Source organism: Sphingobacterium sp. UBA865 (genome assembly GCF_002295765.1).
Lineage (GTDB): Bacteria > Bacteroidota > Bacteroidia > Sphingobacteriales > Sphingobacteriaceae > Sphingobacterium > Sphingobacterium multivorum.
Window position 1 is genome coordinate 1 of sequence record NZ_DBGB01000017.1, and the last position, 16,612, is coordinate 16,612.

The 16,612-nt window shown below is 38.3% G+C and carries 14 protein-coding genes; 9 read left to right on the forward strand and 5 right to left on the reverse strand.

Annotated features, from left to right (window positions below):
- Positions 1 to 44 precede the first annotated feature (44 nt).
- The 3 genes from B2O97_RS09135 to B2O97_RS09145 form a co-directional block, all read right to left on the reverse strand.
- Positions 45 to 1,244 carry a pyridoxal phosphate-dependent aminotransferase gene (locus tag B2O97_RS09135; RefSeq protein ID WP_070561095.1) on the reverse strand — a complete coding sequence of 400 codons (1,200 nt, stop codon included), beginning with the start codon at positions 1,242 to 1,244 and terminating at the stop codon, positions 45 to 47.
- A 97-nt stretch (positions 1,245 to 1,341) separates the two neighbouring features.
- On the reverse strand, positions 1,342 to 1,716 hold the full coding sequence (locus B2O97_RS09140) for a DUF1573 domain-containing protein (protein WP_075992841.1): 375 nt from the start codon (positions 1,714 to 1,716) through the stop codon (positions 1,342 to 1,344).
- 98 nt (positions 1,717 to 1,814) lie between these two features.
- Positions 1,815 to 2,780, reverse strand: coding sequence for a KpsF/GutQ family sugar-phosphate isomerase (locus tag B2O97_RS09145; RefSeq protein ID WP_070561093.1), 966 nt, complete (start codon positions 2,778 to 2,780; stop codon positions 1,815 to 1,817).
- Positions 2,781 to 2,881: 101 nt separating this feature from the next.
- Here B2O97_RS09145 and recQ point away from each other — a divergent pair, with 101 nt between their 5' ends.
- The 3 genes from recQ to B2O97_RS09160 all read left to right on the forward strand — a co-directional run bounded on the left by recQ (position 2,882) and on the right by B2O97_RS09160 (position 7,080).
- Positions 2,882 to 5,071, forward strand: a complete 2,190-nt coding sequence (gene recQ / locus B2O97_RS09150) for a DNA helicase RecQ (protein WP_286767290.1) — start codon at positions 2,882 to 2,884, stop codon at positions 5,069 to 5,071.
- Positions 5,072 to 5,085: 14 nt separating this feature from the next.
- Positions 5,086 to 5,901, forward strand: a complete 816-nt coding sequence (gene kdsA, locus B2O97_RS09155; RefSeq protein WP_070561091.1) for a 3-deoxy-8-phosphooctulonate synthase — start codon at positions 5,086 to 5,088, stop codon at positions 5,899 to 5,901.
- A gap of 84 nt (positions 5,902 to 5,985) precedes the next feature.
- Positions 5,986 to 7,080 carry an SGNH/GDSL hydrolase family protein gene (locus B2O97_RS09160; protein WP_070561090.1) on the forward strand — a complete coding sequence of 365 codons (1,095 nt, stop codon included), beginning with the start codon at positions 5,986 to 5,988 and terminating at the stop codon, positions 7,078 to 7,080.
- A 140-nt stretch (positions 7,081 to 7,220) separates the two neighbouring features.
- Here B2O97_RS09160 and B2O97_RS09165 read toward each other — a convergent pair whose 3' ends face one another.
- Both B2O97_RS09165 and B2O97_RS09170 read right to left on the reverse strand, forming a co-directional pair.
- A complete protein-coding gene (locus B2O97_RS09165; protein ID WP_070561089.1) occupies positions 7,221 to 8,519 on the reverse strand; it encodes a DEAD/DEAH box helicase in 1,299 nt (432 codons plus the stop codon).
- Positions 8,520 to 8,572: 53 nt separating this feature from the next.
- Positions 8,573 to 8,902, reverse strand: coding sequence for a DMT family transporter (locus tag B2O97_RS09170; protein ID WP_070561088.1), 330 nt, complete (start codon positions 8,900 to 8,902; stop codon positions 8,573 to 8,575).
- Positions 8,903 to 9,152: 250 nt separating this feature from the next.
- Here B2O97_RS09170 and B2O97_RS09175 point away from each other — a divergent pair, with 250 nt between their 5' ends.
- The 6 genes from B2O97_RS09175 to B2O97_RS09200 all read left to right on the forward strand — a co-directional run bounded on the left by B2O97_RS09175 (position 9,153) and on the right by B2O97_RS09200 (position 16,547).
- Positions 9,153 to 11,303, forward strand: a complete 2,151-nt coding sequence (locus B2O97_RS09175; RefSeq protein ID WP_201639164.1) for a sensor histidine kinase — start codon at positions 9,153 to 9,155, stop codon at positions 11,301 to 11,303.
- Positions 11,304 to 11,315: 12 nt separating this feature from the next.
- Positions 11,316 to 11,948 carry a response regulator gene (locus tag B2O97_RS09180; protein ID WP_070561086.1) on the forward strand — a complete coding sequence of 211 codons (633 nt, stop codon included), beginning with the start codon at positions 11,316 to 11,318 and terminating at the stop codon, positions 11,946 to 11,948.
- 312 nt (positions 11,949 to 12,260) lie between these two features.
- Positions 12,261 to 13,541 (forward strand): hypothetical protein, encoded by a 1,281-nt coding sequence (locus B2O97_RS09185; protein WP_115048823.1) that lies wholly within the window; start codon positions 12,261 to 12,263, stop codon positions 13,539 to 13,541.
- 65 nt (positions 13,542 to 13,606) lie between these two features.
- Complete coding sequence (locus tag B2O97_RS09190) at positions 13,607 to 14,611, forward strand: YihY/virulence factor BrkB family protein (protein ID WP_070561084.1); 1,005 nt, start codon at positions 13,607 to 13,609, stop codon at positions 14,609 to 14,611.
- A gap of 67 nt (positions 14,612 to 14,678) precedes the next feature.
- Positions 14,679 to 15,218, forward strand: coding sequence for a helix-turn-helix domain-containing protein (locus tag B2O97_RS09195; RefSeq protein ID WP_070561083.1), 540 nt, complete (start codon positions 14,679 to 14,681; stop codon positions 15,216 to 15,218).
- 105 nt (positions 15,219 to 15,323) lie between these two features.
- Positions 15,324 to 16,547 carry a retropepsin-like aspartic protease gene (locus tag B2O97_RS09200; RefSeq protein ID WP_083295753.1) on the forward strand — a complete coding sequence of 408 codons (1,224 nt, stop codon included), beginning with the start codon at positions 15,324 to 15,326 and terminating at the stop codon, positions 16,545 to 16,547.
- The last annotated feature ends 65 nt before the right edge of the window (positions 16,548 to 16,612 follow it).

A 16,612-nucleotide genomic window follows, 5' to 3' on the forward strand; every position in this document is an offset into this window, starting at 1 on the left:
ATAAATTTGAGACAGCTTCTTTCTTAAGTGCTGTTATCTTATTGTTAATTTGTGCGTCCCGGATACACTTGGAGTGCTTTCTCTAAGCAAACTAAAGCGCTTTTAAGATCATCCTGATTCAGTACATAGGCCAGGCGGACTTCATTTACTCCAGCACCCTCTGTACTATAAAAGCCCGTAGCTGGAGCCATCATAACTGTTTCGTTATTGTAAGAGAACTCTTCCAACATCCATTGACAGAATTTATCTGCATTATCAATTGGTAATTTGGCTACGACGTAAAATGCGCCACCCGGGTTAGGAGAGTAAACTCCTTCAATGGCATTGAGCCCTTTTACGAGGGTATCTCTTCTTGCTGTATATTCTTTGGATACCGCCTCGAAGTAACTGTCTGGTGTATCAACAGCAGCTTCACCCGCTATTTGTCCTTCTAAGGATGGGCTTAAGCGCGCTTGTGCAAATTTCAGTGCTGTCTGATATAGTTCTTTATTTTTGGTAATGATACATCCAATACGCGCACCACAAGCGGAGTAACGTTTTGATACTGTATCAAAAATAACGACATTATTTTCGAGACCTTCTAAATGCATTGGTGAGATAAACGCTCTGCCATCGTAACAAAATTCACGATAAGCCTCATCTGAAAAAAGGTAAAGATCATATTTTAGACAAAGTTCACGAAGAGCTTCGAGTTCTTCTCTGGAATAAAGGTAACCTGTAGGGTTATTTGGATTACAGATGCAGATTGCTTTGGTTTTAGCGGTGATTACTTTTTCAAATTCGGCGATGGAAGGTAATGCAAATCCACTTTCAATATAGGACATGATTGGTTTGATTACCACATCGGAGGAACAAGCAAAACCATTGTAATTCGCATAAAATGGCTCTGGAATGATGATCTCTTCGCCTTCATTTAAACAGGCTTGCATAGCGATCATAATCGCTTCCGAACCACCATTTGTTACTAATATATCTGTCGGCTCGATATTATAATTTAGCTTATTATAATATTCTGCTAACTTGTTTCGGTAAGAGGCTGTACCTTCAGAAGGTGTGTAGGCCCACACTTTGAACTGTATATTTTTCAAAGCATTAAGCATCACTTCAGGTGTTTGGATATCAGGTTGTCCGATATTGAGGTGATATATCTTTTTACCTTCTTTTTTTGCTTGATCAGCATATGGCGTCAACTTTCTAATAGGCGACGCAGGCATATTCAGCCCTTTTTCTGATATTACTGGCATTATAGTTTTTTTAAAATTAGTAGTGCAAAGCTAACCAAAATAAAACGAAAAAAGCCACATGATAATGTGGCTTTTTTCGTTTTATCTATGGAAATTGTTATTCTACAATACCCTTAATGTATAGCGTTTTTACAGGAGTCTTGGTATTCGACTGCACCGTGAAGCTCTTTGTGAATGGCGCTTTTGCTGCAGCATTGTAAGTCACTTTAATCGTACCACTTTCTCCTGGTTTGATTGGCGTTTTTGTAAATTCTGCTACAGAACATCCACAGGTAGGCACCACGTTGGAAATGATAATTGGCTCGCTACCGGTGTTAGAAAATTTGAAATTATACGAAACGGGCGTGCCGGCAGGAATTTTACCAAAATCATGTGTTTCTTTTTCGAATTTAAATTCTCCTTGTCCTGTTTGCATCGAAGAAAAACCAATAAAGGAAATGATCACTGCTAAGATTGTTATATACTTTTTCATGCTTCTAAAATATTACTTTACGATTAAAATAGTACAACTGATATGCCAAATTTAATATTTATTGCCAATTTATTGTACATCTAACAACTTTATTACAGTTATATTATCCCTTCTTTCAATAGATCCTGTATGTGGATAACACCAGCGTAATTTCCTTTGTCGGAAACCAATAGTTGTGTGATATTGTTTTCACGCATAATATGGAGTGCATTGGCGGCCAATTCATCTTTATCGATAATTTTAGGTGATTTTCCCATGATATCGGCGGCAGTAATTGTCGCTAAATCCGTGTGTTTCTCCAGCATACGACGGATATCACCATCTGTGATGATGCCAAGTATGTTTTCATCATCCAACACGGCGACAGCTCCCAGTCTAAACTGTGTTATGGTGATGATGATATCACTTACTGTGGCTTGTTGTGGGACGCTAGGTTTGCCATTCTGATCGGATAGATCGCCGACTCTCAAGTACAGCTTTTTGCCTAATGCTCCTCCTGGATGGTATTTTGCAAAATCTTTATCCGTGAAATCACGGCACTCTTGTAATACCACGGCAAGCGCATCACCCATTGCCAACTGAGCAGTTGTACTTGAAGTTGGTGCAAGGTTGTTGGGACAAGCTTCTTTCTCAACGGTGGTATTTAAAATATAGTCGGCATTTTTAGCGAGGTAGGAATCTGTATTTCCGACCAAAGCAACCAATACATTCTTTGTCTGTTTTAAAAAGGGAACAAGTACTTTAATCTCAGGTGTATTACCACTTTTAGAGATGGCAATAATCAAATCATTTTGTTGGATGATACCAAGATCTCCATGGATAGCATCAGCAGCATGCATAAAAATCGATGGTGTACCTGTCGAATTGAGCGTTGCAACTATCTTTTGAGCAATAATAGCGCTTTTACCAATTCCAGTTACAATAACTCGGCCGTGCAAATTAAGAATACGATCGACAACGGTAACAAAATCATCATCAATATATTGAGCTAAAGCAGCTACTGCCTTGGCTTCTTCTTGAATAGCTTGAATAGCTATATTTTTTATTTCGTAGTTGTTTTTCACAAAAAATACTCTTACTTTTATGTATTAGAATAGATTGCAAAAATAGATTATTTTTCAAGATTATTTCTTCATTTATCTATCTTATTTTTGCCCAAGGCGCAATGGAAATAGAAAAATCACTTTTCGACAATTTACAAGATTTTTTTGGTTTTGATACTTTTAAGGGGGATCAGGAGGCAATTATAAACAGTATTCTTCAACGGAGAGACACGTTTGTAATTATGCCAACCGGAGGAGGGAAATCAATTTGCTATCAACTTCCAGCACTCATGAGTGAGGGGACTGCAATTGTTATTTCTCCGTTGATTGCTTTAATGAAAAACCAAGTAGATCAGCTTCGTGCATTCGGTGGCGAAGATAGTATCGCTCATTTTTTGAATTCTTCATTGAATAAAAGTGAGATTACAAAGGTTAAGGATGATGTAATCGCTGGGAAGACCAAATTGCTGTATGTCGCTCCGGAATCTCTTGCTAAGCAAGATAATTTGGACTTCTTACACCAAATCACCGTGTCATTTGTAGCGGTTGACGAAGCGCATTGTATTTCCGAATGGGGACACGATTTTAGACCAGAATATCGTAAAATACGCCAGGTCATTAATGAAATAGGGGCCAATATTCCTATTATTGCGCTTACAGCGACAGCAACACCTAAAGTACAGTCTGATATTCGTAAAAATTTGCAGATGACTGATGCTGTTTTATTTAAGTCATCATTTAATCGTAGCAACTTATATTACGAGGTAAGACCTAAAAAAGATGTCGTAAAAGAAATTGTACGTTTTATCAAAACCAAATCGGGTAAGACGGGCATTGTCTATTGTTTGAGCCGTAAAAAGGTAGAAGAAATCAGTGAGGTTTTGAACCTAAATGGCATCAAAGCTTTACCTTACCACGCGGGTTTAGACGCCAAAACAAGAGCAGATACACAGGATAAATTTTTGATGGAGGATGTCGAAGTGATTGTGGCTACCATTGCTTTTGGTATGGGAATAGATAAACCTGATGTTCGTTATGTGATTCACCACGATATTCCTAAATCCATGGAGGGATATTATCAGGAAACTGGACGTGCTGGACGTGATGGGGGTGATGGTTATTGCTTGGCTTTTTATTCGGAAAAAGATGTTGAAAAACTGACCAAGTTTATGAAAGATAAACCTGTGGCTGAACGTGAGATTGGCACGCAGATCTTAAAAGAGGTTATTGATTATTCGGAGTCTGCAGTATGTCGCCGTAAACAGATTCTTCATTATTTTGGAGAAAATTTTGACGAGCAGGGCTGTAATAATATGTGTGATAATTGTCGTTCGGAAAAAGAATATTTTGAGGCCGAAGACGCTTTAAAAGATGTATTGGGCTTTATTCAAGAACAGGGTGAAAAATTTGATGATCATCACGTGATTAACGTCATGATCGGCCAAAACAACCAACCCGTATCCGCCTATAAACATGATGAACATCGTCTTTTCGGAAAGGGCAAAGATAAAGGTGTTATTTATTGGAAATCCTTACTTAGGCAGGCAGTGCTTGATAACTTTATCGAAAAAGATATTGATCATTATGGCCTTTTAAAATTGACAGCTATTGGTCGTCATTATCTGGATAATCCTTATCAACTAAAATTTGTTTTGAATCGTCCAATTGAAGGGGGGGATAATACAAGTTCGGAAGATACAGGACAGGGTACAGGGGCCTTAGATACCGTCTTGTTGGGTATGCTTAAAGATTTACGTAAGAAAATTGCAAAGGGCAAGTCCCTGCCGCCGTTTGTTATCTTTCAAGATCCTTCGCTGGAAGAGATGTGTACACATTATCCAATTGCTATCGATGAGTTGAAACAGATTCAGGGGGTAGGGAATGGTAAAGCGATTAAATTTGGTGCTCCATTTATTGCCTTGATCAAAGACTATGTTGAGGAGAATGAAATTGATAGACCTGTGGATCTTGTCATTAAGAGTACAGCTAATAAATCGGCATTAAAAGTGTCTATTATTCAAAATATCGATCGTAAAATTGCATTAGATGATATTGCCTCAGCTAAGGGGATAACTTATGAAGAAATATTGAAAGAAATTGAGACGATCGTAAACGCAGGAACGAAAATCAATATCAATTACTTTATTGATGAGGTCATAGATGAGGATCGTCAAGATGAGGTATATGACTATTTTAAGACAGCAGAGACTGATTCAATTAATGATGCGCTTAAAGAATTAGGTGGAGACGATTATAGCTATGAGGATCTCCAATTGATGCGAATCAAATTTTTATCAGAACTCGGCAATTAATTTTTTATAATTATATGATTAACAAATACATTCCCGAAATCAAGAATGGGACATCGCAGAATTTCTTTTTAATGGCGGGGCCATGTGCAATTGAAGGAGAAGAAATCGCTTTGCGTATTGCTGAAAAGATTGTTACAATTACAGATAAACTAAATATTCCGTACATTTTCAAGGGATCTTACCGTAAGGCCAATAGATCGCGGCTAGATTCATTTATGGGGATAGGTGATGAGAAAGCGTTGAAGATTTTAGAGAAAGTTGGGAAAACTTTTGGTGTACCGACGGTGACGGATATCCATGAGAGCCATGAGGCGGAAATGGCAGCCGCATACGTTGACGTTCTTCAAATTCCAGCATTTTTGTGCAGACAGACTGACTTATTAGTTGCAGCAGCAAAAACGAACAAGGTGGTCAATGTAAAGAAAGGTCAGTTTTTGAGTGCTGGATCTATGAAATTTGCAGTGGATAAGATCGTGGAATCTGGAAATGAGAAGGTTTTTTTAACTGATCGGGGTAATACGTTCGGCTATCAGGATCTCATTGTAGATTATCGCGGGATTCCCGAAATGCGTTCTTTTAACGTGCCCACAATAATGGACTGTACACATTCCTTACAACAACCGAATCAAACTTCTGGCGTAACAGGAGGGAAACCAGCATTAATTGAAACAATAGCCAAAGCTGCAATAGCGGTGGGAGCCGACGGCCTGTTTATAGAAACACATCCTGATCCGGCAAATGCGAAGTCTGATGGCGCCAATATGTTACATTTGGATTTACTTGAAGGCTTGATGGAAAAACTGGTCCGAGTTAGACAAGCTATTTTATAGTATAATAAATAAATCGCAATAGAAAGGAGCCAATAGGCTCCTTTTTTATAATCAATTACACCAAACTTAAAGCTAAATTATTGTATGTTCTCAAAAGTTGCATTGACAGCGTTTTTGTTGTTGTCTTTTTCTGCCATCAAAGCGCAGGAGAGTTATAGTTGGTTTTCTCCACTAGAAGATAAGCATGTGGAAGGTAGGCTGGAGAATCAGAAGCTTTCGGCCTTCAATAGACTTCCGGATGAACTGGAAAGCCAGGTACGTAAACCCGTATGGGAACTGGGGAAGAATAGTGCGGGATTCTATATTGACTTTCAAACTACTTCACCTGAGATTATGGTTCAATACCAAGTGGCTGGCGGTTTAAATATGCCCCATATGCCAACAACAGGTGTCAGTGGGCTTGATCTTTATGCTTATGATACTGTAAACAAGGAATGGAAATGGGCTTATGGCAATTATGATTTTTCGGATACCATTTCTTATACATGGAAGAATATAGGGCGCAATGGAAAATTTAATTACCGCTTATATCTTCCGCTATACAATACGGTTAAGTGGTTAAAGATTGGTGTGCCAAATACCGCTAAATTAACGTATACCCATACCACAGCAGCCAAACCTATTGTTGTGTATGGGACCTCGATTGGACAGGGGGCCTGTACCAGTCGCCCAGGCTTAGCTTGGACCAACCAAGTGGGACGTGCGTTTGACCATGAAATGATCAACTTATGCTTTTCTGGTAACGGTCGATTGGAACAACCGATTTTGAATGTGATGAATAGTGTAGATGCTGCCTGTTATGTGTTGGATTGTATTCCTAATCTTGCTATTTCAAAGTCGCTAACAGAAGAGCAATTGGATTCACTGTTGGTCAATGCGGTGACATTTTTAAGAAAAGAACATCCGACGACACCCATTATTTTGACACAGCATAGTTCGGGGAGCATAGCCGAAGTCTTTAATGAAGATAAAAATGCGGAATACCAGCAAAGTAGCCGTGTGCTGAAGGCGACTTTTGAAAAATTACAATCAAAAGGAATCCGTCAGCTTTTCTTATTGTCGAGTCAAGACCTTAATCTGGATCTGAATTCGACCGTTGACTACGCTCATCCAAATGATCAAGGTATGGAAAGAATCGCAAATGCGTATATTAAATTGTTGAAGAAAATTCTCAAGTAAACTACAGTCAACGAGGACTTCACCATAGCAGTATTTCGAATTTACCTCATCGAAGGGAAATTGTGTATGAAAAGGATTTGTTGATAAAATGATAACAGTATGCTGTTATTTAAAAAAGGGAAGTTTTAAACTTCCCTTTTTTATTTCTTTTTCATTTTCATGGTCATTTTTGCCTTTTCGCCACCGCCATAATTAAAAGTCTTGGCATTGCTTTCTTTCTTTTGGTGGAATGCGCCACCTCGGGAAAGATCTTCTTTATCTTCCTCCTTGCTCGACTTTTTCTTTTTGTCGGTGATGGGATTATAGATTACAAGATCCTCTGGCAGTTCCAAAACATCCATTCTTTTACCGACAGCCTGTTCTATTTTTTTAACCATGGGTAATTCCAGATCTGTTGTGAAAGTCAACACGACTGATTCTTCATTTTCGTCATTTTTAACAAGATGATTTAAGAATTCCTCCTTTTCATTTGGTAACTCAAATTGAAAAATGAATGGAACAGCGGAAAGGTCTACATCGTTCGTATTTTCCCGTGCAATTATTAGGACACGAGATTGACTATTTTCCTTGAAATCTTCCATCGTCTCATAGCCAAAATCATCATAGAACAATGGATTGAGGATAGCAATTTCTTCTTTATTGCTACTGAACAAACTGCTGGCCAACTTTTGGGCAGTAAGCTTCGAATTTACAAAGACGACTACTTTTTGAAATACTTCTTTATCCTGCAACAGAAGATTTAATAAATTGATCTTTGTTGTGAAATTAGGAACATGATATAATAATAGATCTAGGGTGTCGACAGTGTCATTCTCAAGTTCATCTATTTCGACCGAGGCACAATTTTCATTCATGAAATTGTCGATCATGTCATAAAGTTTTTGGTGTTCAACAGTACTGAAAACTAAATGTTGTACTTTTCCGCAGCTTTCGGCTAATTCCCTTACCGTATTTTGCATTCCTTGTTTGATAATCTCTTCAGCATCATCGATAATCAGTGTCTGAATACGGTTGAGATTCAAAGCCAATTTAAGATAGATAGCTCTTGCACGATTTGGGGTAGCTACAACAATGTCTTTTCCATCAACCAGTTCTTCGATTTCTTCTTCCATGCTGCCTGAAGCCCGCAATCCAATGATGCGAAGATCTTTATTTTTGCTTAATTGATAGAATCTCTCAACAATTTCGTCGATACGTTCTTCATTAGGCGCCAAGATCAAAAACTTCGGAGCTTCATCTGTTGTGAATTTCAACTTCATCAAGGTAGATAAGACATAAGTTGTGGTTTTGCCTGCACCTTCTGGAGCGATGGCAATCACATCCTGTCCACCAAGAATTCTGGAAATGCATCTACTTTGAATTTCCTTTGGAGCAAGATAACCGAGTTCGGTCATCGTAGCATTCAATCTTTTGCTAAGTTTTAGTTTCTCTAACGACACGTATCCTTTTATTTATGTAAGTTACAAAAATACAAATTTTGATCTTAGATCAACTAATGTGCGCCCATTTTTGAAAACAGATTGATAATAATGACTCCAACAACAATCAAGACCATACCGATAATGGCTGCTGTATCGGGAATCTGTTTAAATAAGAACATACCAATAAGCGTAATGGCTACAATACCAACGCCAGACCAAATTGCGTAGGATATTCCGACGGGCAGGTATTTAAGTGTGATACTTAAAAAATAGAAGGCAATAATATAGCCTACAATACAGAGAATGGTAGGCTTTATAAGGGTAAAACCCGCAGACTTCTTGAGGAAAGTGGTTGCAAATATCTCTGCGGCTATAGCAAGAAAAAGATAGGTGTACTTCATTGTTACAAAGGTACAATTTTTTGCTCAGCAAGGTTCGGTTAATTAGGTCAATAACAGGGGGAAGTTAATTTATTTTCGAGACAACGAATTGCGTATAAGAGCAATTTTATCTATGTTTGGCCAATTCACATAGCTAGACGCTAGATTTGATTTTATGGGGCATGTTCGAACTTTTTGGAAATCTGTACTAATATTCTTTGTTTTATTGTGCTTTTGCGATGCTATTGTTGCGCAAGAACAGCTGCAAGATTTGCAGAAGTCGTATTACAGTCTTCCTTTAGGAAGTAAAGAACGGTTTGTGTTAACGGGTAAATATGCACAAGCCCTATATTTTAGTAATGAAAAAGCGCTGGCCAGTCAATTGCTTAATGATAATATTCAGTTGGCCAGAAATTATCCTGACAAGCAATATTATGCCTATTTGAATTGTATTGCTGCCATGAACAGTTTTAATGATCATGCATTTGAAAAATCACGCTATTATTTAGAACATGCTAAATCTGTACTCCCCATAGTTAACGATAATGGAATAAAGGGGTATGTGCATTATTGTGATGGATGGGTTATGACACGACAGAATAAAGAGGATGAGGCTGTTTCCCAATTCCATAAAGCAATTTCATTTTTAGAGAAGGCGCCACCGACTGAGGCAAATATCGCCCGAAAATTGGCAGTTTATAAGGAGCTTACAGCGATCTATGCAAACCAACGCAATTATGATTTTCAAGAAAAGTACACCACGCTTCTGCTGGAAACGGCGAAGGAAGGAAAGAATGTCAATAGCCTATTTGACGCTTACATGCAGGCTGGTTACCTATTTGAAGAGGAGTATAGATCCAATAATGCAGACCAAAATCTATTAAGGAAAGCTGAACAACACTATCTTGAGGCTTACAATTTGGTAGAAAAGAACGAGAAACATCTTGTTAATCCAACAGATTTAGCTTACGTTTCTGTTAATTTAGCGAATCTGTACCATGAGTTTTATCCAGAAAATGGTGGTAAAAAAGCAATATCATATGCGAAACAGGCCTTAGATATTGCTGCTGAAACGGGACAATATGCCATTACAATACCTGCTTACGGTATCCTCGCTGATGAATCTTTCAAAGTCGGACATCGAGAGGAAGGAAAAAAATATCTGCAGCAGGCACTGCACAATCTTCAAAGAGAGCCCCATTATGATTACCAAGTCGGGTTAAGCCTGTTTAGCAGACTGGCTGAAGTAAGTGTTGAAGAGGGTAAATATGAGGAAGCTTTCAATTATCAAAAAAGTTACATAGATGTATTTGAAAAAGCATTTAATTCGGATAAACTGGATAAGACGAAGCAACTTGAGCTAAAGTATGAGCGTGAATTGCAAAACCAAAAGTTAATGCGGCTTCGATTGGAAGGCGAGAAAAAGGAACAGCAGATCAAGCTGATGAAAGTCTTGAACGATAGACAACGTCAACTGGTGGAGAATTTGAAATTAAATGAACTCAATCGAACACAACAGCTCAAGGTACTCCAACTTGAACGGGATAAAAAGGAACAGGATTTGCAATTAAGCCAACTGGAAAATGAACAGCGCTTGCAAGAACTTGACGTGTCAAAAAAGCAAATTGCCTTTAAATCACGAATGAATTCAATTTATATTTGGTTGTTCGTCAGTTGTTTGGTTGTGATTGTTTTGCTGTTTTATGCGTATTGGCAACGTTCAAAGGCCTTGAAGCAGAAGGTTCATTTGCATGAACTGGAGATGGAAAAGAATAATCAACAACATGCTATTAAAAACCTGACTGCAATGCTGGCCGGGGAAGAGAAAGAGCGTACCCGTCTTGCTCGCGACCTGCATGATGGATTAGGAGGTTTGCTGTCAAGTACCAAATTGGGATTATCAGCCATAAATAAAAATGTATTGGAGCAGGAATCCATGAAAGAAGGAATCGATCGAAGTATTGATTTGCTGGACGGGGCTGTAGATGAACTTCGCCGGCTTGCACATAATCTTATGCCAGATTTAATTGTAAAATATGGTTTGAAAGAAACTTTAAGAGACTATGCAAACCGAATGAGTCAATCGACATGTCAAGTAGAATGTGAATTTTTACAATTTGAATCAACCTTAAGCACGGAACAGGAAATTTCTTTGTACAGAATTATTCAAGAATTGGTGAATAACGCGTTGAAACATGCTAATGCGGCCAACATTTTAATACAGCTTTCTTCACATAATAAACGTTTACATATTACTATTGAAGATGATGGCAAGGGTTTTGATATGGAAAGTGTCGATTTGCAGCACTCTGCGGGAATGCATAATGTGCGGTCAAGACTTTCGTTTCTACACGGGGAAATGAAGGTTATGTCGGAGAATGGAGCGGGTACAACCATAGAATTGGAATTACCTATGATTTAACTTTTTGGAAAAATGATAAAAATAGCGATTACAGACGATCACCCTTTGCTACTTGAGGGATTGAAAAACATTATAAATGCGCATGAAGATTTTGAAGTTGTGGGCATGTATTCCAGCGCCACTGAACTGTTCCATCGTATTCCTGCTGATATGCCATTGGTATTGCTGCTCGATATCAATCTGCCGGATGCTAACGGTATTGATTTGGTTAAAGGTCTAAAGGAAAGCAATAAGGATTTGAAAATTATTGCGTTTAGTGTACATAATGAATTTGCAGTGATTAACAGCATTTTAAATGAGGGTGCCAATGCCTATCTACAGAAAAATGCAAATGGTGATGAAATAATTGCTGCCATTTCCGCTGTTCTTGTCGGCAAAAGGTATCTCTGTGAGAAAACGCAGGCGATCCTGAACAAGAAGGTGGAAATGGGGCTTAAGCAGGTGCCAAAATTGACACGTCGCGAGAAAGAGGTGCTTACTTTCGTGGCGCAAGGAATGACAACAAATCAAATTGCCGATTCATTGTTTATCAGTTCACATACGGTAGAGAGCCATCGCAAAAATCTAATGGAAAAATTTCAAACCAAAAGTGTTACTGCGGCAGTAAAATCGGCTATAGAATACGGATTAATTCGGGAAGCCTAATTAGACTCCCCAATTCCCTGATTTCAGGGATGAAAAGATCCCCAGGCATTTGATACTTTTGCTATTATTGATTTTAAAATAGAAGGTATCAAGTGCATTGCTGAAACCTAGTTTTTACGCTCTTTTCAGAGAAGGTATTGTTTCAGCCTTTGATTCATTGATCTATTTTAAATCGAATAGGTTTCAGAACAAAATTTCAAATCTAGGATTTTCTTAAGGAGCTCAATACTGCGGAATCTAATTTCTTAGTTGAGGGGTCTGTCAGATAGTTCTTTACGAGATAAACTACCAAAAATTACTGATTCAATTGTTATGATTAAAAAAATAATGCTTTGGACGATAGCTGTCCTCGTACTGTTGGCGATTGTCGCCTGGGGCGGATATATACTACGACAGCAAGAATCCTATAAATCATTGGTCCATAAAAAAAGTAAGGCTTTGTTGACCATATCATTGGATGATATCCTGCTGAATCAGTTTTTTAATAAATGGCAGTCAGCGCCGAAAGAGGGACAGGATTTTGGCAAAAAACTAAGTAAACTCAAAGATAATGGTATTGATATAAAAGCGAATGTATTTCTTTTTGCTTTGGAACCGCATCCAAAAAACTTTTATGCTTTTTTTCAGCTAAAAAATAAACAACAATTTTTGACCTTTCTAAAGGATGTATTACAGGTTGGTGCGGTGGAAAGTAATCTCGCCCCTGATGTGAGCTATGCCTATCATCAACCGAGTAAAATCGCCTTTATCTGGAAAGGGGATGATCTGCTGCTAGGTCTAGGCTTTGATCTTGATACAAAGAAGGAAGAAATGCTTCAGCTAATTCAATCAAAAGAGGACCGGGTTACCATAGAACAATTTATCAACCGTCCAAGCACGTTGACCGGAAAATCACTGCGTTATAGCAATATTTCAACAGATAATTTTATCGAACTTGATTTGAAAGGAGACCATGTCGAAGTATCCGGCGAATTTTTCTCAACAGATTGGAATTTTCCAAAGGAATATCTTGTGAGAGAACTCGCTTCCGCAAAATACATTGGTAAAGCTTGGATCAATATACCCAATAGTCAATTTAAAAATCAGCTAAAACAACTACTTAGTGAACTCCCTTTAGCCGCCGATTCTATTATAACACATTTGGATGGAAATTACGTCGATATTGAAATTTTGAAAAATAAGGTCATTCAAACAGATACCATTATAAATTATGCGGTTGATGAAAATTTTGAAACGATCGAAGAGAAAACACCGTACGAAACGAAAGTTCCGGATGTAAGAATAGCCATGCGTGGAGATAGCGACATGAGTAGATTCCTCCCCAATAAATTATTTTATCACTGGTTTCAAAAACAAGATAAGGGATTTAGTTTGCTGTCCACATCAAAGGATATTGATAAACTTAACGTAGCTTACAATAAGACGGTTGAACTATCCCATGTGGCAGTTCATTTGGCGGATTGGCCAAATGAGGCTAAAATATCACCGATTCTATTATTGAAAACGATCGCGTCAGACATTACGCTGAGCCTTAAAGTTGCAGACCACAATCGCTTGGTTCTCCAGGGAACAATAGGAGACTACTCGCATTAAAACGCGTTAACGACAAACATTCTTAGCTTCTCAATGGTTTGTTTTGGAGTACAAAGTACAAGAACATGGATAAACGAACTAAAAGTAGAAGTAAGGTGAAAACCTATTGGCGAATTTTAAAGAGTACGGTGGCTGGATTTTTGAATGAGGATTCGATGAAATATAGTGCTTCATTATCTTATTATACTGTTTTCTCTATTGGTCCTATATTGGTTTTAATGATTGCCTTAGCTGGAATTTTTTATGGTGAGGATGCGATTGAAGGGAAAGTATTCCTGGAACTCCGCGGTTTGGTGGGAAGCAATGCTGCAAAACAGATTCAAGAAGTTATTCAGAATTTGCAGCTTTCGGGAAAATCAAACCTGGCGTTGCTTATCAGTAGCATTACATTGGTTTTAGGAGCAACGACGGTTTTTGGGGATATACAGAATTCGATTAACAAAATTTGGCACGTAAGGGCAAAGCCGAAAAAAGGCTGGTTAAAATTGATTCAGGATAGATTGTTATCTTCGTCTTTGGTGATTGGATTGGGCTTTTTATTAGTCGTTACACTCATCGTAAATGGTGTAATATTGGCGTTGACAGATCAGCTACAGCATTATTTCCCGGACGTGACCGTAATGTTAATGGATGGGATTAACTTTGCATTGTCTTTTGGAATTATATTCTTGTTATTTAGTGTCATATTTAAAGCACTTCCGGATGTAAATATTCACTGGCGGACCGTACGGGCGGGTGCCTTATTTACGTCAATTTTATTTGTATTGGGACGTTATTTAATTGGAGTCTATCTGGAGCATTCTGCAACCCAAGATACCTATGGTGCGGCAGGTTCATTTGTGTTGATCTTACTTTGGGTCTACTACACAGCAGCTATTTTATATTTTGGTGCGATCTATACAAGGGAGTACGCCACTGTCATGGGCATCCCTATTGAACCCTCGCAATATGCCGTGCATGTTGAAACGCAGGAAATTGAGCGTAATGTAACCGAAATACCTCCGGCCCCGTTAACACAAGAGGAGCAGACGATTACCGAAGAGGATACTACGATCCCCAAGAAAGCATAAACATTAGATTTACTGAATTCTTACCACCAAATTCTGTAAATTTGATGGTAAGATCGATCTATTGTTTATGAACAAATTACAATCATTACGTGAGAAACTCAATTTAACACAAGAGGAACTAGCGCAAAAATCAAATATTTCAGTAAGAACAATTCAGCGGATTGAAGCGGGGCAGTCGCCAAAGGGTTACACCCTTCGCGCACTTGCACAGGCATTGAATGTGGAGGAATCGGAGTTTTCTGCGTATGATATACCTCTTGAGTCAGAAAACTTGAGATGGATCAAGATTATCAACCTGTCTTCCTTACCCTTTTCTATATTGCCACCATTAAATATTTTGGTACCTGTCGCAATTATGCTCTTCAAAAAACAGCATTCATATAAAGTTCGCCAGTTAATCTCAATTCAAATCGTATCGACTTTAATTGCTGTTTTACTGATGCTTATTATTTTTATACTGAACGATTGGGTAGGTATTAAAAGCAATGTGAAATTGCTTATTCCGTTATGTTGGATACTTATGAATATAATCATTATACTGCGAAATGCGATTGGATTAAATAAAGCTGGGCATGCACGTATTTTGCCCGATATAAGTATATTATAGGTGCTTTTATACAATTGTCGGCTAGCTTTCGGGACATTGTCGGGCTGTAAAGGGTATTCTTCGTCTGGTATTTTTTTTCTTTGATCTTCAAAAAAATGCAAAATTATGAAAACAGACAATCAAAAGAAGAAACGCCATATTGCCTTGGCTACCTTTGCTATTATTCTTTCTTTTTTTACGATGACGAACGTCTTTCCGCAAGCTAAGATTCCTTTGATCAAAGCTTCATCTGAGAAAGCCGGTATTACAGATGGCGCCTATTGCCATGTTGACTGGAAATTAGATCCCAAGGCAGATCCCGACGTCTATTTCGTAAATATTCCAACAAAAGAAAGTACAGTTGTTTTTAAAACAGATCAGGAGGAATTGACTGTGATGACTAAACCCGGGTCGATGTATGATTTCATAGTACTATTGAATGGAACGGATTCTTGTCACGTTCGTATAAGCGCTCAATTACCGCCGGATCTACCCACAATGGATAATAGTAATTTATTTCCGATGCGGATACCGTTTCGTCTTATTGGCTCACGGATTTTCCTGAACGGTACAATTAACAAAAAAGACGTTACGATACAGTTTGATTTAGGAGCTGGAACTGGCGTTGTTAATAGAAATAACGCAAAGCAGCTGGATTTATCATTTTCATCGTTTACGACAGTTGCGAATACCGACGGGCTTAATAACGAGCGGACAAGTCTGGGCAATGAATTGCATATTGGGCCGATTGTTTGGAAAAACGTGTCAGTGACTGAGGTCGGTAATATGAAGCCTTTTGAAGATCTTATTATTGGCAACAGTTTCTTTCGAAATCACATTATTGAAATCGATTATGATAAAATGGAATTGGTAATTCATCGCGATCTCCCCACTAAAGCAAAGAAGTATACAAAGCTTCCAGTATACTATGAGCAAAACCGACCCAAGTTTAAAGCTGCTTTTAGACATAACCAACAAGACTACGATTTTTGGTTCCTTTTTGATACAGGTCGTGATGGTACGATGCTGTTAGGGGAAGATTTTACCGGTATAGATCATAATTGGACCGATCTAACGCCGCTTACCATGATCAGTAACCGTAAGATTATCCGTTTGGATGCTTCAATAGCTGGTGTGGAGTTTAAAGATATTGTGACGAATGCCGCTGATCCGGCCAAGCCCAATGGCAGACCAAGCCTGTTCGGAAATCAGATTCTGAACCATTTTAATGTCATTTTGGATAATCAGGAAGGATTTCTTTATCTGAAACCAAACAGCAGGATCAAGGAACCTTATTCAAACTATGAGGGCTATTTGAAACAGATGTCTCAGTCAATGCAGAAAAATTAAAGTGAGCAGCCAATGCCGTTTGTTCAGGGAGCAAATGACATTGGCTACTTATGGTAAGTATGTAT